Source organism: Actinoplanes sp. NPDC049598, assembly GCF_040675435.1.
Classification (GTDB): Bacteria; Actinomycetota; Actinomycetes; order Mycobacteriales; family Micromonosporaceae; genus Actinoplanes.
Genome location: NZ_JBFAOX010000037.1, coordinates 1 through 18,553 on the forward strand (window position 1 = coordinate 1; position 18,553 = coordinate 18,553).

The 18,553-nt window shown below is 70.4% G+C and carries 21 protein-coding genes and 1 pseudogene; 6 read left to right on the forward strand and 16 right to left on the reverse strand.

The window, feature by feature from the left end; genetic code table 11:
• Nucleotides 1-142: 142 nt before the first annotated feature.
• Nucleotides 143-1,783, forward strand: coding sequence for an amidohydrolase (locus AB0J66_RS45185; RefSeq protein ID WP_364674333.1), 1,641 nt, complete (start codon nt 143-145; stop codon nt 1,781-1,783).
• Here the strand turns inward: AB0J66_RS45185 and AB0J66_RS45190 are convergent.
• The 8 genes and pseudogenes from AB0J66_RS45190 to pcaH all read right to left on the reverse strand — a co-directional run bounded on the left by AB0J66_RS45190 (nt 1,732) and on the right by pcaH (nt 7,562).
• On the reverse strand, nt 1,732-2,505 hold the full coding sequence (locus tag AB0J66_RS45190) for a phosphatase PAP2 family protein (protein WP_364674336.1): 774 nt from the start codon (nt 2,503-2,505) through the stop codon (nt 1,732-1,734). The two genes, AB0J66_RS45185 and AB0J66_RS45190, sit on opposite strands and share 52 nt — an antisense overlap.
• A gap of 142 nt (nt 2,506-2,647) precedes the next feature.
• Nucleotides 2,648-3,274 carry a 3-oxoacid CoA-transferase subunit B gene (locus AB0J66_RS45195; protein WP_364674339.1) on the reverse strand — a complete coding sequence of 209 codons (627 nt, stop codon included), beginning with the start codon at nt 3,272-3,274 and terminating at the stop codon, nt 2,648-2,650.
• Entirely contained in the window at nt 3,271-3,912 is a 642-nt protein-coding gene (locus AB0J66_RS45200) for a 3-oxoacid CoA-transferase subunit A (protein ID WP_364674508.1), read from the reverse strand. Before AB0J66_RS45200 ends, AB0J66_RS45195 begins: the two co-directional genes overlap by 4 nt.
• A gap of 11 nt (nt 3,913-3,923) precedes the next feature.
• Nucleotides 3,924-4,286: a 4-carboxymuconolactone decarboxylase gene (pcaC, locus tag AB0J66_RS45205; RefSeq protein WP_364674511.1), complete on the reverse strand. Its 363-nt coding sequence runs from the start codon at nt 4,284-4,286 to the stop codon at nt 3,924-3,926.
• A gap of 78 nt (nt 4,287-4,364) precedes the next feature.
• Nucleotides 4,365-5,063: pseudogene (locus AB0J66_RS45210) on the reverse strand (alpha/beta fold hydrolase); the annotation flags it as partial.
• Complete coding sequence (locus AB0J66_RS45215; RefSeq protein ID WP_364674341.1) at nt 5,057-6,301, reverse strand: lyase family protein; 1,245 nt, start codon at nt 6,299-6,301, stop codon at nt 5,057-5,059. The pseudogene AB0J66_RS45210 and the gene AB0J66_RS45215, both read right to left, overlap by 7 nt.
• Nucleotides 6,298-6,840, reverse strand: a complete 543-nt coding sequence (pcaG, locus tag AB0J66_RS45220) for a protocatechuate 3,4-dioxygenase subunit alpha (RefSeq protein ID WP_364674343.1) — start codon at nt 6,838-6,840, stop codon at nt 6,298-6,300. The genes AB0J66_RS45215 and pcaG overlap by 4 nt, the downstream gene beginning before the upstream one ends.
• Nucleotides 6,837-7,562: a protocatechuate 3,4-dioxygenase subunit beta gene (pcaH, locus tag AB0J66_RS45225; RefSeq protein ID WP_364674345.1), complete on the reverse strand. Its 726-nt coding sequence runs from the start codon at nt 7,560-7,562 to the stop codon at nt 6,837-6,839. The genes pcaG and pcaH overlap by 4 nt, the downstream gene beginning before the upstream one ends.
• A 71-nt stretch (nt 7,563-7,633) precedes the next feature.
• Here pcaH and AB0J66_RS45230 point away from each other — a divergent pair, with 71 nt between their 5' ends.
• The 5 genes from AB0J66_RS45230 to AB0J66_RS45250 all read left to right on the forward strand — a co-directional run bounded on the left by AB0J66_RS45230 (nt 7,634) and on the right by AB0J66_RS45250 (nt 12,556).
• The gene (locus AB0J66_RS45230; RefSeq protein ID WP_364674348.1) at nt 7,634-8,377 is read left to right on the forward strand and encodes an IclR family transcriptional regulator; all 744 of its coding nucleotides are present in this window, start codon (nt 7,634-7,636) and stop codon (nt 8,375-8,377) included.
• 39 nt (nt 8,378-8,416) lie between these two features.
• A complete protein-coding gene (locus AB0J66_RS45235) occupies nt 8,417-9,574 on the forward strand; it encodes a 4-hydroxybenzoate 3-monooxygenase (protein WP_364674350.1) in 1,158 nt (385 codons plus the stop codon).
• 78 nt (nt 9,575-9,652) lie between these two features.
• A complete protein-coding gene (locus AB0J66_RS45240) occupies nt 9,653-10,675 on the forward strand; it encodes a permease (protein WP_364674514.1) in 1,023 nt (340 codons plus the stop codon).
• Between the two features lie 73 nt (nt 10,676-10,748).
• Complete coding sequence (locus tag AB0J66_RS45245) at nt 10,749-11,468, forward strand: TIGR03943 family protein (protein WP_364674353.1); 720 nt, start codon at nt 10,749-10,751, stop codon at nt 11,466-11,468.
• Entirely contained in the window at nt 11,465-12,556 is a 1,092-nt protein-coding gene (locus tag AB0J66_RS45250) for a hypothetical protein (RefSeq protein WP_364674355.1), read from the forward strand. Before AB0J66_RS45245 ends, AB0J66_RS45250 begins: the two co-directional genes overlap by 4 nt.
• Nucleotides 12,557-12,568: 12 nt before the next feature.
• Here AB0J66_RS45250 and AB0J66_RS45255 read toward each other — a convergent pair whose 3' ends face one another.
• From AB0J66_RS45255 to AB0J66_RS45290, 8 genes are all read right to left on the reverse strand, one after another.
• Nucleotides 12,569-13,207 carry an FMN-binding negative transcriptional regulator gene (locus AB0J66_RS45255; protein WP_364674358.1) on the reverse strand — a complete coding sequence of 213 codons (639 nt, stop codon included), beginning with the start codon at nt 13,205-13,207 and terminating at the stop codon, nt 12,569-12,571.
• A gap of 99 nt (nt 13,208-13,306) precedes the next feature.
• Nucleotides 13,307-14,491 carry a DUF6596 domain-containing protein gene (locus AB0J66_RS45260; protein ID WP_364674361.1) on the reverse strand — a complete coding sequence of 395 codons (1,185 nt, stop codon included), beginning with the start codon at nt 14,489-14,491 and terminating at the stop codon, nt 13,307-13,309.
• A complete protein-coding gene (locus AB0J66_RS45265; protein ID WP_364674363.1) occupies nt 14,488-14,859 on the reverse strand; it encodes a YciI family protein in 372 nt (123 codons plus the stop codon). Before AB0J66_RS45265 ends, AB0J66_RS45260 begins: the two co-directional genes overlap by 4 nt.
• Nucleotides 14,860-14,920: 61 nt before the next feature.
• Nucleotides 14,921-15,184: a GlsB/YeaQ/YmgE family stress response membrane protein gene (locus AB0J66_RS45270; RefSeq protein ID WP_364674366.1), complete on the reverse strand. Its 264-nt coding sequence runs from the start codon at nt 15,182-15,184 to the stop codon at nt 14,921-14,923.
• A gap of 45 nt (nt 15,185-15,229) precedes the next feature.
• The gene (locus AB0J66_RS45275) at nt 15,230-16,003 is read right to left on the reverse strand and encodes an ABC transporter ATP-binding protein (RefSeq protein WP_364674369.1); all 774 of its coding nucleotides are present in this window, start codon (nt 16,001-16,003) and stop codon (nt 15,230-15,232) included.
• 12 nt (nt 16,004-16,015) lie between these two features.
• Nucleotides 16,016-16,780, reverse strand: coding sequence for an ABC transporter permease (locus tag AB0J66_RS45280; RefSeq protein ID WP_364674371.1), 765 nt, complete (start codon nt 16,778-16,780; stop codon nt 16,016-16,018).
• On the reverse strand, nt 16,777-17,538 hold the full coding sequence (locus tag AB0J66_RS45285) for an ABC transporter permease (RefSeq protein ID WP_364674374.1): 762 nt from the start codon (nt 17,536-17,538) through the stop codon (nt 16,777-16,779). The genes AB0J66_RS45280 and AB0J66_RS45285 overlap by 4 nt, the downstream gene beginning before the upstream one ends.
• A complete protein-coding gene (locus AB0J66_RS45290; RefSeq protein WP_364674377.1) occupies nt 17,535-18,458 on the reverse strand; it encodes an ABC transporter substrate-binding protein in 924 nt (307 codons plus the stop codon). The genes AB0J66_RS45285 and AB0J66_RS45290 overlap by 4 nt, the downstream gene beginning before the upstream one ends.
• Nucleotides 18,459-18,553 lie beyond the last annotated feature (95 nt).

The following is an 18,553-nucleotide window of genomic DNA, read 5'->3' on the forward strand; positions in this document are numbered from 1 at the left end:
CTCCGGGCCCCTCGCGGGTCCCGCTCGCTCGCCCGTCTCCCTGGCGGCTCGGAAAACATTACTCCACCCACGGCCGAACGCCAAATCGACCCCCCAACCCGCATGTCAACGCCGTTGACCGCGGAAGGACGGCGGTGATGGGATGCCACGCATGGCGTACGCGGATCTTGTCTTCGTCAACGGCCCCGTCTTCACCGAGGACGGCTTCAGCACGGCCGCCGCGGTGACCGACGGCCGCATCGTCGCCCTCGGCGCGGAAGCCGAGCAGCAAAGAGGCCCGAAGACCGAGACAGTGGACCTCAAGAACAGGCTCCTGATCCCCGGCTTCCAGGACGCCCACATCCACGCCGTCATGGGCGGCGTCGAGCTCGGCCAGTGCGACCTCACGGGCACCACCGACCGCACCGAATACCTGCGCCGCATCCGGGAGTACGCGCACCTCAACCCCGGCGCCACCTGGATCGTCGGCGGCGGCTGGTCCATGGAGAGCTTCGAGAACGGCATCCCCGACCGCCACCTGCTCGACAGTGTCGTCCCCGACCGCCCCGTCTACCTGCTCAACCGGGATCACCACGCCGCCTGGGTCAATACGGCCGCCCTGGAACGGGCCGGCATCACCCGTGACTCCCCGGATCCCGATACCGGCCGGATCGACCGCGACCACAACGGCGACCCCGTCGGCGCTCTGCAGGAGGGCGCCATGTCCCTGGTCGACGTCCCGGCCGCCACCGCCGAGGAGCGCATGGCCGGCCTCCTCCGGGCGCAGACCCTGCTCCATTCGCTCGGCATCACGGCCTGGCAGGACGCGATGGTGGCGGCCAGTAACGGCTACGACGACATCTCCGACGCGTACGAGCAAGCAGCGCGCGGCGGATCGCTCAGCGCAACCGTCGTCGGGGCCTTGTGGTGGGACCGTGACCGGGGCGCCGAGCAGATCCCGGAGTTGATCGCGAAGCGGGAGCGGCTCACGATCGGCCGGCTGCGCTGCGGCTCGATCAAGCTGATGCTCGACGGGATCGCCGAGAACTTCACCGCGGCCATGACCGCGCCCTACCGGGATTCCTGCGGGTGTACTACCGCCAATCGTGGCCTCGACTTCATCGACCCGGAGGCGCTCAAGGCGTACGTCACGGAACTTGATGCCCTTGACTTCCAGACGCACTTCCATGCGCTGGGTGACCGGGCGGTTCGCAACGCGCTGGACGCGATCGAGGCGGCCCGGCGGGCCAACGGGCATCGCGACACGCGCCCGCATCTGGCCCATCTGCAGGTAGTACACCCGGACGATGTAGATCGCTTCGCCGCCCTCGGGGCCAGCGCGAACATGCAGCCGTACTGGGCCGCCCACGAGCCGCAGATGGACGAGCTGACCATCCCGTTCCTGGATCCGGCGCTGGCCGGTCGGCAGTACCCGTTCGGCGATCTCCACCGCTCCGGGGCCCGCCTGGCCGGGGGCAGCGACTGGCCGGTCAGCACGCCGGACCCGATCCAGGGCATCCACGTCGCGGTCAACCGGGTGCTGCCCGGCGGGGACCGCGAGCGGTTCCTGGCGGATCAGGCCCTGGACCTGCGGACGGCGCTGAACGCGTACACGAGCGGCACCGCCTACGTGAACCACCTCGACGACACCGGCACCCTGCGGCCCGGGACGCGGGCCGACCTGGTCGTGCTGGATCGCGACCCGTTCGCGTACCCGCCCGAGATGATCGCCGAGACTCGAGTGGCGCAGACCTACGTCGACGGCAGTCGAGTGTTCGACTCCGAGGATTCGACCGTGCGCTGAGCGGGCACGCGCCAGGGAGTGGGGGCCGGCTCCGGAAGGACGAGGGCCGGCCGCGGCACCAGCGCCGACACCACGGCGAGCAACCCGATGGCGGCGACGGCGTCAACCCAGTAGTGGTTACCGGTGACCACCACGACCAGCAGCGTGGTCACCGGATGGGCCAGCCACACCCACCGCCAACGGTGGCCGGCCGACGCCGCGACCAGGGCCAGGGCGACCACGACGGCCCAGCCGACGTGCAGGGACGGCATCGCCGCGTACTGGTTGCTCAGGCTGTCGGTGCTCGGCGATCCGTACACCGAGGGCCCGAAGAGCCGGCCCGTGTCGACCATGCCGGCCGAGGTGAGCATGCGCGGCGGGGCGAGCGGGTAGAGCGCGTGCACGACCAGGGCGAACGCGGTCAGCGTGGCCAGAGTGCGGCGCATCCAGAGGTAGATCTCCGGGCGCTTGACGTACATCCAGATCAGGGTGAGGGCGGTGGCCGGGAAGTGGACGTACGCGTAGAAGCAGTTCGCCACCTTCACCCAGAACGCGTGCGTCAGCAGGGCGTCCTGCAACGACTCCTCGCTGGGCAGGTGCAGGTTCCGCTCGAAGTCCCAGATCGAGGACGCGTTGCGCATCGCCTCCTCGACATGGCCTTCGACCAGGATGCGGCCGAACTTGTAGGCGAGGAACAGCACAGCGACGAGAAGTAACTCGCGCGCCGCGCGTCGGGCAGCCACCCTGTTCACCTGGCACCTCCGGACGATCCCCGCGGGACGCGATCAAGCCCCCAGCATCTTCCAGATCTTGCAGGCCACGCAAATTTTCACCCAGAGAAGTGAGTCACCTTCACAGGGTTACCTCAGCTATGTAAAAGCGACATCAGATCAGTGGGACGTCCAGGCGGGCACCAAGCTCCTCGGCTGTTGTGCCGTACGTCTCCACGACCCGGACGCCGTCGGCGGTGATCGCGAAGGTCGCCACGTCGGTGTAGACGCGACTGACACAGGCCCGCCCGGTCAGCGGATAGGTGCAGGCCGGCACCAGTTTCGGCGCCCCGTCCTTGGCGAACAGGCTCATCATCACGAACACCTGCTTGGCCCCGATGGCAAGATCCATCGCCCCGCCGACGGCCGGGATCGCGTCCGGCGCGCCGGTCGACCAGTTGGCCAGATCGCCGGAGGCCGAGACCTGGAACGCGCCCATGATGCAGACGTCGAGGTGACCGCCGCGCATCATCGCGAACGAGTCGGCGTGGTGGAAGTACGAGGCGCCGGGCAGCTCGGTCACCGGCTGCTTGCCGGCGTTGGTCAGATCAGGATCGATGGCATCACCGAAAGCGACCGGGCCCATGTTGAGCATGCCGTTCTCGGTGTGCAGGACGACGCCGCTGTCCGGGCGCAGGAACGAGGCGACCATCGTCGGCTGCCCGATCCCGAGGTTGACGTACGAGCCGTCGGGAATGTCCCGGGCGACCACCTCGGCCATTTGCGAACGCGTCAGGCTCATGCCACGACCAGCCGATTCACATAGATGGCGGGCGTCACGACGGCCTCCGGATCCAATTCCCCGATCTCGGCCACCGAACAGACCTGCGCGACGGTCACCGCGGCCGCGGTCGCCATCACCGGCCCGAAGTTCCGGGCCGTCTTCCGGTAGACCAGGTTGCCCATCCTGTCCGCCCGAAAAGCCTTGATCAACGCCACGTCACCACGAATCGGGTACTCGAGCAGGTACTCGCGGCCGTCGATGACCCGCGTCTCCTTGCCCTCGGCCAACGGTGTGCCGACCGCGGTGGGGCTGTAGAAGGCACCGATTCCGGCGCCCCCGGCCCGCATGCGTTCGGCCAGATTCCCTTGCGGCACGACTTCGAGCTCGATTTTCCCGGCTTGGTACAGCCCGTCGAAGACCCAGGAATCGGATTGCCGCGGGAAAGAGCACACCACTTTGCGTACGCGCCCGGCCGCCAGCAGAGCCGCCAGACCGGTGTCGCCATTTCCCGCGTTGTTGCTGACGATCGTCAGATCGGCGGCGCCGTGGTCGATGAGCGCGTCGATCAGCTCGACCGGCATCCCGGCCATGCCGAAGCCGCCCACCAGCACAGTGTCGCCGTCCCGGACGGCCTGCACCGCCTCCGCGGCCGACATGATCACGGCGGTCACGAAGGCTCCCCCAGCACCTGCTGAGCAATTCGGAAAGCGGTATTCGCGGCCGGCACGCCGCAATAAATCGCGCTTTGCAACAGCACTTCCTTGATCTCGTCGTCGGTCAGCCCATTGCGCCGCGCCGCCCGCAGATGCATGGCTAATTCCTCCTGATGGCCCAGGGCCACCAGCGCGGTCAGCGTGATCATCGAGCGACTGCGGCGGTCCAGGCCCGGGCGGGTCCAGATCTCACCCCAGGCGTACGCGGTGATGAGCTCCTGAAAATCGCGGGTGAACGGCGTCGTGGCGGCGACCGCCCGGTCCACGTGCTCATCGCCGAGGACCTGCCGCCGCACGGACAGGCCGGCCTCGCGCACCCGGTCGAGCGTGGCCGGCCCGCCGAAATGCTCGTCGAGCAGGGCCCCGACCGTCTCCGGCTGCTCGGCCGGCGCGAGATGGGCCACGTCCTCCAGCACGATCAGGCGGCCGTCGCGGACGGTGGCCGCGATCTGGGCCAGCCCCTCCGGCGGCGTCGGCTGATCGACCGCGCCGGCCACCGCGAGCACCGGCGCGGTGATCTCCGCGAGCCGTTTCCGCACGTCGAAGGCGGCCAGGGCCTCGCAGGTCAGCGCGTAGCTCTCCGGGTCCGCGGCCCGCAACGCGTCCAGCAGGGCGCCGGCCACGGCGGGCTGGCGCTGCGGGAAGTTCGGCGCGAACCACCGCTGCAGCGAACCGGCGATCACGGCGTGGGTTCCCTCGGCCCGTACGGTCTCGGCGCGCTGCCGCCACCCGGCGGCCTCCCCGATCTTGGCGCCGGTGCAGATCAGCGCGGCCGCCTCGACCCGCTTCGGCGCGTCCAGCAGAAGCTGCAGCCCGACCGCGCCACCGACCGAATCCCCGGCGTAGCGGAACGGCGCCCCCGGCCGGAGCCGGTCGGCGATCGTCAGCACCTCGCTTGCTAGGTCGGCGATGCTGAACGCGCCGGCCGCCGGCCCGCTGCGCCCGTGCCCGGGCAGATCCCAGCCCACGACGTGGTGACCCTTGATCGACCGCGCGCAACGACTCCACAGCGCCTCGACCGACGTGCCCAGCGACGGACCGAGCAGCAGCAACGGCCGATCGGGAGCGTCGGCCAGGACGGTGGTGGTCAGCACGGCTTCTCCGCGGCTCGGGCCAGGACGGCGTCGATGATCTCGTCGGTGGCGCCGAGGTAGGGCCCCTCCTCGGGCGAGTATTTGCGCTGCTCGGCGTCGATGCCGGGGTGGGCCTCGGCCAGGATCGTGGCCATCCGGACGGGATCGACGCGCAGGCCGGCGAGGAGATCGGCGGTCTGGGCGCCGGCGACGACGGTGCGGCGGGCAAGGGCACGCACCGTGGACCATTCGACGTGCCAGGAGCCGTCGGGGCGCTCGTCGACCGCGTTCGCGGCGGCGATGTGCATGGTGGCGGCCAGCGGCGGGGCGGCCAGGGCGGCCCGGCGGATCAGGACCGACAGTACGGGGTTCTGCTTGTTGGGCATGGCCGAGGAGCCGCCGCCTGCGGCCTCGGTCAGCTCGCCGATCTCGGGTCGCGCGCCGACCAGGATGTCGTTGGCGATCTTGCCCCAGGCGTCGGTGCAGGTCACCAGCGCGTCGGCGAAGCGGGTGAAGGGGGCGCGGCTCGTGTGCCAGGGCTCGCGTAGGGGTAGGCCGAGTGTGGCGGCGGTGTGGGCGACCAGTTCGCGGGCCTTCGCCGGGCTGCCGGTCAGGGCGGTGGGGGCGGCCAGGCTGCCGGCTGCGCCACCGATCTGGATCGGCAGGTCGGCCGCGGCCTGGAGGGTGTCGCGGGCATCGAGGACGCCTTGCAGCCAGCCCGCGACCTTGAGGCCGAACGTGATCGGGATGGCGTGCTGGGTCAACGTTCGCCCCGCCATGTCGGTGCCGCGATGCCGGTCGGCGAGCTCGGCCAGCGCCGCGATCTGCGCCGCCAGATCCGAGAGGATCCGATCGGCCGCCGCCCGGAGGACGAGCACCATGGCCGTGTCCAGAACGTCCTGGCTGGTCAGTCCGGCATGGATGTTTCCGGCATCGGAGCGGCGGCTTAGCAGCTTCACGAGCGGGATGACGGGGTTGCCGCCCTCTTCCGCGTCTCGCGCGAGAGCTTCGAGGTCCGCTTCGCCTACTAAGCCGGATAAATCGGGCGGCAGGAGGGGCGGCGCAGCGGAAGAGGGGGCGGCGGGCGGCGCGGCGGAAGGGGCGGCCGCCGAGGGGCCGGCGAAGGCTGGAGGCGCGACCTTGTGGTGGTGGAGGGCGGCCAGCCACGCCGACTCGACGTGGAGGAGGGCGGTCAGGACGGCCTCGTCGGTGCAGAGTTCGGCGGCTCGGTGGTCGCCGGGCCAGAGGAGGTCGCTCATGGGGCCTGGCCGGGGAAAGTCAGGAACACCGTCTCACCCTCGCCCTGCAGTCGGATGTCGAAGCGCAGGCCCCGCTCCTCGCGCGTGGTGATCAGCGTAGCCCGGCGGGCCGCATCCAGCCCGTCGAGAAACGCATCCGGCTGATCCGTCGGCAGGTAGGCGCGGGTGAAGAGCCGATCGAGCAGGCCGCGGGCGAAGACGGTCAGCGCGAAGAACGCCGGCTTGTCCGGGGACGTCGGGCCCGGCGTCAGCGTCGAGAACCAGTAGTGCCCGTCCGGGTCGGTCTGCGCGCGCCCCCAGCCGGTGAACGTCCAGCCGTCGCGCTTGATCGAGCCGCCCACGCGGGGCACGGCGCCCGACGGATCGGCCTGCCAGAGCTCGATCACCGCGTCCGGCACGCCGTGGCCGTCCCCGTCGAAGACCCGCCCGTGCAGGCGTACGGCATCGGCCCGGCCCGGCGGGACGAGCTCGTTGTCCCCCGCGTACGGAATGCCGAGGTGGAAGAACGGTCCGACGGTCTGTCCCGGAGCAAAGGTCACGACTCTTCCATGGGGGTGCGGTGGGTGCCGCTCAGGACGATGTCCCAGCGGTAGCCCAGGCTGTATTCGGGCGTGGTCAGCTCGTGGTCGTAGGAGGCGAGCAACGCCTCGCGGGCCTTCGGGTCGGTGATCGACTGGTAGATCGGGTCGAGGTCGAACAGCGGATCGTTCGGGAAGTACATCTGGGTGACCAGGCGCTGGGTGAAGTCCGTGCCGAACAGAGAGAAGTGGATGTGGGCCGGCCGCCACGCGTTGAGGTGGTTGCGCCACGGGTAGGCGCCCGGCTTGATCGTCTGGAAGCGGTAGACGCCGTCGCCGTCGGTCAGGCAGCGGCCGGCGCCGACGAAGTTCGGGTCGAGCGGGGCCGGGTGCTGATCGCGCTGATGCCAGTAACGGCCGGAGGCGTTGGCCTGCCAGATCTCCACGAGCTGGTGACGCACCGGGTTGCCCTGCCCGTCGACGACACGGCCCGTCACCACCATGCGCTCACCGAGCGGCTCGCCGGCCCGCTGGATCGTCAGGTCGGCCTCGTCGGCGCCGACGTCGCGGCTGCTGAAGCAGGGCGCCCACAGCTCGACCCCTTCGGGATCGGCCAGCACGCGGTCCTTCGTGGGATGCCGCAGAACACTGCTGCGGTACGGCGGGTAGTCGAGCTGCGGTTGCGGCCCGCCGCGGTCGCGCAACGCAGTTATCTCCCGGCTGATGTCCGCCTGAGTCTCCACATCACGGACGCTAGACCGGCGCGGCGGCCGAGACGATACTTGCCTTCCACTGAGCGGAAAGCGAGGCATCGATGGGCGCGACCGTCACCTCCCGGGTGCTCGATCTTCTCGGCGCCTTCGACTCCGATCACCGCCGCCTCACGCTCAGCGACCTGGCCCGCCGCGCCGGTCTGCCTCTCGCGACCGCGCACCGGCTGGTCGGCGAGCTGACCCGGTGGGGCGCGCTGACCCGTCTGGCCACCGGCGAGTACGTGATCGGCCGCCGCCTCTGGGACCTCGGTCTGCTCTCCCCCGTACAGTCCGGGTTGCGGCAGGCGGCCTCGCCGTTCCTGCATGACCTCTACGGCGCCACCCTGGCCACCGTGCATCTCGCGGTCCGTGACGGCGGCGAGGCGCTCTACGTCGACCGGCTGGCCGGGCACGTCTCGGTCCCGGTGGTCAGCAAGATCGGCTCCAGACTTCCGTTGCACGCCACGGGGGTGGGCAAGGTGCTGCTGGCGTACGCGCCGGAGGACGTCCGGACAGAAGCACTGGGGCGGCTCACGCGGGTCACGCCGTACACGATCACGCAGCCGGCCCTGCTGACCGATCAACTGCGACGGGTCCGTACGGCCGGGTTCGCGACCACCGGCGAGGAGATGAGCCTGGGCGCGTGCTCGGTCGCCGTGCCCGTGCGCGGCGAGGCCGACCGGGTGGTGGCCGCCCTCGGCATCGTCGTGCCGGATCTGCGCCGGGAACAGGCCCGGCTGGTGTCGGCTCTCCAGGTGGCGGCGAGAGGCATCGGCCGTACGCTGGCTTCCGCTCAACGGAATTAGGGCCTTGCCGCTTCCGCGCGGCTGACGTTGGCTGAGCGCATGCGCACCCAGGTCGCCATCATCGGCGCCGGCCCGGCCGGTCTGCTCCTCGCCCACCTCCTGCACCGCGGCGGCGTCGAGGCGGTGGTGCTCGAGACCAGGTCCCAGAAGTACGTGGCCTCGAGGATCCGCGCCGGGATCCTGGAGAGCTCGAGCGTTCAGCTGCTCGAATCGGCCGGGCTGGGCGATCGGCTGCGCGCCGAGGGACACGAGCACCGGGGCATCTACCTGCAGTGGCCGGGCGAGCGGCACCACCTCGACTTCGTCGACCTGACCGGGCGCAGCGTCTGGGTCTACGGGCAGACCGAGGTGCAGAAGGACCTGGTCGCGGCCGGCACCGCCGCCGTCTTCTACGAAGTCTCCGACGTCGAGTTGCACGACGTCGACTCCGAACGGCCGTACGTGACCTTCGTCGACGCCGAGGGCGCCGGACAACGGCTGGACGCGGACGCGATCGCGGGCTGCGACGGGTCGTTCGGTCCCTCGCGGCATGCGGTTCCCGCCCAGACTTTCGAGCGCGTGTATCCGTACAGCTGGCTGGGGATCCTGGCCGATGTGGCGCCCTCGACGGACGAGCTGATCTACGCGTGGCACCCGAACGGGTTCGCGTTGCACTCGATGCGCTCGGAGACGGTGAGCCGGCTCTACCTGCAGGTGCCGAACGGCACGGACGCGGCGTCGTGGCCGGACGATCGCATCTGGGACGAGTTGGCGACGCGGCTCGGGCACGGGCAGGACGGCTGGAAGCTGACCCCGGGGCCGATCACCGACAAGAGCGTGCTGCCGATGCGCAGCTACGTGCAGACCCCGATGCGACACGGACGGGTGTTTCTGGCCGGGGACGCGGCCCACATCGTGCCGCCGACCGGGGCCAAGGGGCTGAATCTGGCCATCGCGGACGTCGCGTTGTTGTCACGGGCGCTGATTTCTCTCGTGCGCGAGGGATCGACGGAACTGGCCGACGCCTACTCCGACGACGCGCTCCGACGGGTCTGGCGGTGCACGCATTTCTCCTGGTGGATGACGACGATGCTGCACACCGGCGGGGACCCGTTCGACGCGCAGCTCCAGCTGTCGCAGCTGCGGTGGGTGGCGTCGAGCGAGGCCGGGGCGCGGGGGCTGGCCGAGAACTACGCGGGGCTGCCGATCGGCTTCTGACACATGCACTGATTGATATATGCGCAGCTAAATGCGGCGAAATGGTGCGGTAGGGTGGCCGCGGCCGACCGCATGGGAGTGATCTTGAGCCGCCTCCAGGACATCGACTGGGATGCACCCGCACCACCCTCACCGCCGGGTGCGCCCCGTGAGCGCGCGATCGGCTCGCTGGAGATTCTGGCCGGGCTGCTCGTGCTGCTCGTGATCTTCCGGGGGCCGCTGGCCGGGCTGGTCGACGGGGCCCGGATGCAGACCTGGACCACGGTCTTCGTCTCCGTGCTCGTGCAGGCGGCGCCGTTCCTGGTCTTCGGGGTGGTGCTCTCGGCGGTGATCGCGGTCTTCGTGCCGCGCTCGTTCTGGGCCCGCGCCCTACCCAAGCACCCGGCGCTGGCCGTGCCCGCGGCCGGGCTGGCCGGGGTGGCGCTGCCCGGCTGCGAGTGCGGCAGCGTGCCCATCGCCGGGTCGCTGATCCGGCGCGGGGTCACGCCCGCCGCGGCGCTGGCCTTCCTGCTGGCCGCGCCCGCGATCAACCCGATCGTGCTGACCGCCACCGTGATCGCGTTCCCGGGGCGGCCGGAGATGGCGGTCGCCCGCGGAGTGGCCAGCCTGGCCGTCGCCGTCCTGATGGGGTGGCTCTGGCTCCGCCTCGGCAAGCAGGAGTGGATCAGGCTGCCGCACCGGCCCGAGCTGGACGACCTGTCCAAGGCGCGGGCCTTCTGGGCGGCCTGCCGGCACGACGTCATGCACGCGGGCGGCTTCCTCGTGATCGGCGCGGCCGCGGCGGCCACCATCAACGTCATCGTGCCCGCGTCGTGGCTGCAGAGCCTGGCCGGCAACGCGGTGCTGTCGGTGATCGCGCTGGCCGTCCTGGCCGTGCTGCTGTCGATCTGCAGCGAGGCCGACGCGTTCGTGGCGGCGTCGCTGTCGCAGTTCTCGCTGACGTCGCGGCTGGTCTTCCTGGTGGTCGGGCCGATGGTCGACCTCAAGCTGATCTCGATGCAGGCGGGGGTGTTCGGGCGGCGCTTCGCGTTCCGCTTCGCCCCGGCGACATTCGTGGCGGCTCTCGGCATCGGTACGGGCGTGGGGGTGGTGCTGCTATGACCGAGCGAAGCGAAGGCATCATCAGACTCAGCGCCAAAGCTCGTGGCGGCACAGAGCGAAGCGGAGTGACGTCATGAGCAAGTTGACCCAGGCCGTTGTCATGTTGCTGTTCGGTGGGGCCATTCTGCGGGCGTCCTTCACGGACCTCTACTTGCGGTACGTGAAGGAGGGGCTCCGCCCGTTCCTGATCGGCGCGGGTCTGTTGCTGGTGGCCGCGGCCGTGATGACACTTTGGTACACGCTGCGTTCCTCGCCGTCCGACTCCGCTTCCCCTTCGGCTTCGCATGATCATCACGAGCCGAGGGTGGGCTGGCTGTTGATCCTGCCGGTGCTGGGGCTGCTCCTGGTCGCGCCGCCGGCTCTGGGCTCCTATGCCGCCGAACAGGCCGGCAGCGTCGTCGCCCAGCCCGTGGACAACTCGGACTATCCCCCGCTTCCGGCGGGTGACCCGGTCGACGTCAGCCTGGTCGACTACGCGTCGCGGGCGCTGTTCGACGCCGGGGAGAGCATGCAGGACCGCGAGGTGCGGCTGACCGGCTTCATCACGACCGCCCCCGACGGCAAGCCGATGCTGGCCCGGATCGTGCTGAGCTGCTGCGCCGCCGACGGCCGCCCCATCAAGATCGGGCTGACCGGCCGCGCCCCGATCGACGTCCCCGTCGACACCTGGGTCGCGGTGGTCGGCGCCTACTCCCCCGAGAAGGGCAAAGACCCGGTCAACAACGTCGACGTCGCCTACCTCGAGGTGAAGACCTGGGCGGAAGTCCCCGAGCCGAAGCAGCCGTACGCATGACGCTCACCACCGGCTTCGCCGTACCGCGACGACATCTCGTACTTACCGGAATCGCCCTGGTAGCCGGGGCCTTTCTGCTCGTCGGCACGCCTGGGCCCTCCACTCCGACGCCGCCGCCGGCCCGGACCGGCGCGGCCGCCGCATGGCCGAATGCGGCGCGGGCCGACATGGACGCCGGGCTGCCCGACGGCCCGCTGTTCAACCCGTCGATGTTCCTCGACGCGACCACCGCCGTCGGCACCGCGCCCACCCCGGGCGGCGACGAGATGCGCCTGCTGATCCGCTCCGGTGAGAAGCTCCGCGAGCTGCGCCGGGTCCCGCTCGGCGGCAACCCGCAGTTCGAGGCGTTCACCCGCGACGGCGACCAGCTCTTCTGGACGGAGTCGACCGCCGAGGCCACCCCCGTGAAGATCTGGACCGCCTCGGTCAGCGGCGGATCGGCCCGGCTGCTCACGGCCGACACCGGCAACGCCGTCTTCTACGGCAACCAGTACGACCTGGTCGCCGCCGACGGCCGCGTGCACTGGACCGCCGCCCCGGCCGGCGGCGATGCCACCAAGGAGACCGAGATCCGCTCGGTGCCGATCGGCGGCGGCCCGGTCAGCACCAAGCTCGAATCCGGCCAGTGGTCCATGTCGGCCTGGCCCTGGCTGGTCGAAGAGGGCACCACCCGGCTCCGTAACATGTCCACGGCCCGCGACCGGGACATCGTCACCTCCGGCGCCGAACAGCTGACCTGCGGCCCGGTCTGGTGCCGGGCCATGGTCCTGGGCGGCGACACGGTGGCCCGCATCGACCTCGTACGCCCCGACGGCACCGACCGCCGCCGCATCGCCGGCGGCGCCGCCCAGTCCGCGATCACCGACGTGGCCGTCCTCGACCGCTTCGAGATCCTGGCCGAGCCCACCCCCGAAACCGACCTGACCGGCGCCGCCGCCCTCGTCGTCTACGACGCCGCCACCGGCCGCACCGTCGACATAGCCCCCAGCACCGACGGCGCCTTCTCCCGCGGCGGCCTCCTCTGGTGGTCCACCACCACCGGAAACGACGAGATCACCTGGCACTCCCTCGACCTGCGCACGGTCTGACCCGACCTCAGCTCACGTCGCAGGCCGCTTGCCGGGGCGCCGCGCCTCCGTCGCGGTGGCCATCACGTCCTGGCCGGCCGCGTGCAGCCCGGCGACGACACCATCGATGTCAGGGGCGGGACGATTCTGGCTGAGCTTGAATTTCGCCTCGACGCGGCTGATCACCATCTGCACGCCGACGATGGCGCGCAGCTGACCGGTCACGTACCTCGCCGGCGCGTCGTCGACCGACCACGGATGGTCGCGCCCCCGCTCGTGCCGGTCGGTCAGCCGCCTGACCATCGCCGCGACCCAAGCCGGGTCGTCGTGCACCACGAGCTCGCCGTAAACGTGCGCGGTCACATAGTTCCAGGTCGGCACCACTCTGCCGTGCTCGCGCTTCGACGCGTACCAGGACGGCGTGATGTACGTGTCCGGGCCGTGGACGATGGCCATCGCCTCACCGATCGGCGGTAGCTTCCACTGCTCGTTGTTGCGCGCCACGTGGGCCAGCAGCGAGCCCCGCGGGCCGGCCTCCGCGTCGTAGACAACCGGCAAGTAAGTGGCCTGCAGCCCCTCCGCCGTGCTGGTGATCAGGTCAGCCGCATCCGCACTCATCAGGAGCTGATCAATATCGGCATCGGATGCCGAGAATGGGGCAGGCGTGTACACAAGCGTCCTCGTTCCAGACCATGGCGCGACTGCGCCGGGAGATCGGACAACGCGAGATTAGCCGGAGCCCGGAAGGCGCACGGCCCGCCGTCGCGCTGGTCAACTCGCCAAGCGCCTGGCCCGCGCGAGCAGGTAGCGCTGCTCGGCGAGGCTGGTCGTGGCTTTGGCGGCATGGCGGTAAAGGTCGTGGGCGGCGACTAGGTCGCCTGCTTTCTCCAGCAGGTGGGCCCGGACGGAGAGCAAGCGGTGATGCCCGGCCAGGCGCTTGTCGGTGTCGAGCCCGGCGAGCAGGGACAGGCCGGCCTCGGGGCCGTCCACTTCGGCCACGGCGATCGCCCGGTTGAGGGTGACCATCGGGTTGGGGGCGATCCGCTCGAGGATCAGGTAGAGCGCGTGCACCTGCCGCCAGTCGGTCCCGGCGGTCGTGGGCGCGTCCGCGTGGGTGGCGGCGATGGCGGCCTGGAGCAGATACGGGCCGAGGGCGGGGCCGGCCAGCGCCGCCTTGACCAGGCCCATGCCCTCGCCGATCAGCTCGCGGTCCCACAGCGTCCGGTCCTGCTCGTCCAGCGGGACCAGGTCACCCGCCGGGGTGGTGCGGGCGGCCCGGCGGGAGTTGGTCAGCAGCATCAAGGCGAGCAGGCCGGCCACCTCGCTGTCGGTGGGGAGCTGGGCGTGGACGGCGCGGGTCAGGCGGATGGCCTCGGCGGCCAGGTCGGCTCGGTGGTGGGCGGTGTAGCCCTCGTTGAAGATCAGGTAGAGGACGTGCAGGACGGCGGGGAGGCGCTGGGCGGGGTCGGGGGCGGAGAACTGCGCGCCGGCCTGCTTGATCTGGGTCTTGGCTCGGCTGATGCGTACGGCCATGGTGTTCTCGGGAACCAGGAAGGCGCGGGCTATCTCGGCGGTGGTCAGGCCGCCGACCGCGCGCAGGGTGAGGGCGATCTGCGAGCCGTGGGCCAGGGCGGGATGGCAGCACAGGAACAGCAGCGTGAGGGTGTCGTCGACGGCGGGGACGTCGACCGGGTCGGGTGCGGTCAGGCGGGACTCGCGGAAGCGGCGCGCCTCGTCACTGCGTACCTGGTCGATCAGGCGCCGGGAGGCGACGGTCAGCAGCCAGCCGCGGGGGTTGTCCGGCACGCCCGAGGCCGGCCATTGCAGGGCCGCGGCGACGGCGGCCTCCTGGACCGCGTCCTCACAGTCCTCGAAGCGGCCGTGGCGGCGCACGAGCGAGCCGAGGACCTGCGGCGTCAGCTCACGCAGCAGGTCCTCGACCGGCGAGCGGGTCACGCCTCGAGCGCCCCGTCGTAGAACATCACCGGGCGGACCTCGACCGCGAGGCCCGCGATGGCGGCGTCGGGAATCTTCGCGGCGATCTCCAGGGCCCGTTCCCGGTCCTCGCAGTCGATCAGGTAGAAGCCACCGAGGTACTCCTTGGCCTCGACGAACGGCCCGTCCGTGACGACCCGCTGCCCGCCGGAGACCGAGACGACGGCCGACTGCGACGGGTCGGCCAGGGCCTGGGTGGCGATCAGCTCGCCGGACTCCTTGAGCTCGGTCAGCAGGGCGCCGTGCCCGTCGCCGATCGCCGCCTTCTCCTCGTCGGTCAGCGCGTCCAGCACGGCCGGGTTGATGTGCATGCCGATGACGAACTTCATGGTGTGCTCCTTCTCGTGTCGTCACCCGTGAGTCGGAGCCGCCGGTGAAGTCTTTACATCCTCAGGGCCGGCGACGAACACCGGCCGCCAGAGCGACACCACCGGCGGCCAGGGCGATCTGCAGGGCCAGCTCGATCCAGTCGATGCCGCGGGTGTCGTCGACGCCGATCAGAGCGGCCAGGAAGGTGCCGAGCAGGGCGGCCACCACGCCGATGAGCAGGGTGAGCCAGATAGGGATGTTCTGCTTGCCGGGGACGACGAGACGCCCCAGCGCGCCGATGATGAGACCGATGATGATGGCGGTAAAGATCCCGGTGATCTCCATGCTGCCTCCCGAAGGGTCCCCCTCAGGATGGACCCCCGCCGCCAGTCAGCGGGAGCCCCGTTTGGCTTTCTGGATCTGCTCGTAGACGTGGGTGCGGAGTTCGGTGAAGCGGGCGTCGGCGCGGGTGTGCAGCTGGTCGCGCTCGGCCGGAAGGTCGACGACGATCTGATCCTGGACGACGGTGGGGGAGGACGAGAGCATGATGACGCGGCGGCCGAGATAGACGGCCTCGTCGATGTCGTGGGTGATGAACAGGATGGTGACCTTGAGGCGCTGCCACAGCTCGCGCACCAGGTCCTCCAGGTCGGCCCGGGTCTGGGCGTCGACCGCGGCGAACGGCTCGTCCATGAGCAGGGTCGAGGGCTCGTAGGCGACCGCGCGGGCGATGGCCACGCGCTGCTGCATGCCGCCGGAGAGCTGCCAGGGGTACGCGTTCTCGGTGCCGGCCAGACCGACGGCGTCCAGCGCCCGGTCGGCGAGCTCGTCGCGCCGTCGACGAGGCAGGCGCTTCTGTTTCAAAGGCAGCAGAACGTTGTCGCGCACGGTCATCCAGGGGAACAGACTGCGCCCGTACTCCTGGAAGACCATCGCCAGACCCGGCGGCGGACCGCTGACCTGGTGCCCGTCGAGTTTGACCGTGCCCCCGGTCGGCGTCAGCAGGCCGGCGATGCAGCGCAGCAGCGTGGTCTTGCCGCAGCCGGACGGGCCGACCAGGCAGACCAGGTCGCCGTTGTCGACGGTGAACGTCAGGTCGCGCAGCGCCTCGACCTCGCGCCCGCCGGTGCTGTAGACCTTGCGCAACCCTTGCACTTCGAGCATGAGCGTGTCCCCTTACGACCGGCGCTGCGCGTCACGCAGGCCGTGGTACCAGCGGAGGGCGCGCCCCTCGGCGAGCCGGAACAGCAGCGACAGGGCGAAGCCGAGCAGGCCGAGCAGGATGATCCCGCTCCACATCTCGGGGATGGCGAAGCTGCGCTGGAACTGCACGATGGTGAAGCCGAGACCGTTGCTGGCCGCGAACATCTCGCTGATGACCATCAGGATGATCGCGATGGAGAGCGCCTGCCGGAGGCCGGCGGCTATCTGCGGCGACGCCGACGGGAGGATGACGGTACGGATCCACGCGGGACCGCGTACGCCATAGGCCTTGGCCGTGTCGAGCTGGACCGAGTCGACCGCCCGGACCCCCTCGACGGTGTTGAGCAGGATCGGCCACACGCAGCCGAAGACGATCACGATGATCTTCATGCCGTTGCCGATGCCGGCGAACAGCATGATCACCGGAACGAGCACGGGCGGCGGGATGGCGCGGAAGAACTCGAGCACCGGCTCCACGGTGGCCCGCAACCGCCGGTTGAGACCGATGGCCACGCCCAGCGCGATACCGATCAGCGCGGCCACGACATATCCGGACAGCAGGCGGAGCAGGCTCGGCAGGACGTCGGCCTTCAGTCGCTCCAGCGTCCAGGTGTCGGCGAAAGCGCGCAGAATCTCGCTCAGGGGCGGCGCGTAGAAGTTCTCGCTGCCACTGCTCAGGACGAACCAAGCCACGAACAGCAAGAGCGGCAGGGCCAGGACGTACGCCACGCGCTTCACGCCGGAACCTCCCCGCGAACCGACTGGTGCCACGACAGGGTGCGCCGCTCGAAGACCCGGGCGGCCAGGTTGATGGCCACGCCGAGAAGCCCGGTGACTGCTATCAACGCGTACATGTCAGGCACTGCTCCTGAGGTCTGGGCCACCGCGATGAGCTTGCCCAGGCCGGGCGCGCCGATGACCAGCTCGGCGGTGACGGCCAGGACCAGGGCCACCGAGGCGGCCAGGCGGACGCCGGTGAAGACGTACGGCAGCGCGGTCGGCCACAAGACGTGGCGGATGCGGGCCCAGGTGCTGAACCGGAAGCTGCGCGCGGTCTCGTCGGCGATCGGGTCGACGTCGGCCACCCCGTACAGCACCTGGACCAGCACCTGCCAGAACGAGGCGTAGACGACCAGCAGCAGCACCGAGCCGAGGTCGGTGCCGTAGAGCAGCACCGCGAGCGGGATCAGCGCGACCGACGGGATCGGGCGCAGGAACTCGATGGTGGACGCGGTGGCCGCGCGCAGCACCGGGACCGCGCCGATCACGATGCCGGCGAGCACGCCGGCCACCACCGCGATCAGCAGGCCGAGGGCCCACCCGGTCAGGGTGTCCCCCACGGCCTGCCAGAACGCGGTGGTGCCGAGCTCGTCGGCCAGCGCCGCCGCGATCCGGCTGGTGGGCGGCAGGTAGGCGTCGTCCACCAGGCCGAGTCGCGGCAGCAGCTCGATCACGAGGAGCAGCCCGGCCAGCCCGAGCAGGCCTCTCGCTTTCACGGCAGCAGTTGCCCCAGGTCGGGCGTCTTGCCGTCGAAGATGCCGTCCTTGGCGCCCAGGTCGGCCAGCGTCTGCACCGAGTCCTTGTTGATCTCGGCCGGCCACTTGGGCAGGATCATCGCGGCCCGGGTCTTCTCGTCGATCTTGGTGTACGTGCCCAGCGCCGCCCGCACCTCGTCGGGGTGGGCGTCGGCGTAGGCGAGCGACTCGTTGATCGCCTCGGTGAACCGCTTGACCAGGTCGGCGTCGTCGGCCTGGAGCTTGGTCGAGGTGAAGTAGGCGGCCACCGACAGGTTCGGGGCGGCGTCGACGAAGTTGGACGCGACGAGCCGGGCCCCGGCCGCCTTGGCCTCCGAGAGTTGCGGCTCGACCAGCCAGGACGCGTCCACCTGCCCGCCGGCGAGAGCCGCCGGCGCGTTCGGGAACGGCATCTCGACGAAACTGATCTTCGAGGGGTCGCCGCCGGCCTTGCGCACCGACTCGCGGACCGTGGTGTCGCCGATGTTCTTCAGCGTGTTCACCGAGATCTTCTTGCCGGCCAGGTCGGCCGCGGTCTTGACCGGGCTGTTCGCGTTGACCACGACGCCGCCGAAGTCCTTGCCCTGCTCACCGACCGAGGAGACGCCGGCCGAGACGGCCTTGATCGGCACGCTCTTGGTCTGCGCGATCAGCAGCGAGGTGAAGTTGCTGAACCCGAACTGGAACTGGCCGCTGACCACGCCGGGCACGATGGCGGCGCCGCCCTGGCCGCTCTCCATGGTCAGGTTGATCTTGCGGTTGCTGAAGAAGCCCTTCTGCTGACCCAGGTAGATCGGGGCCACGTCGACGATCGGGATGACGCCGACCTTGACCTGGTCGACACCGTCGCCGTCGGCTTTTTCAGAAGAGCCGCCGGACCCACACGCTCCCGTGGCGGCCACGAGCGCCGCTATAGCTGCACCTATCAGGACACGCCGCATAACGTTCCTCCGGTTCAGGCTGTGCGCATTGCGAACATGAGTTCTCATGGAGAACG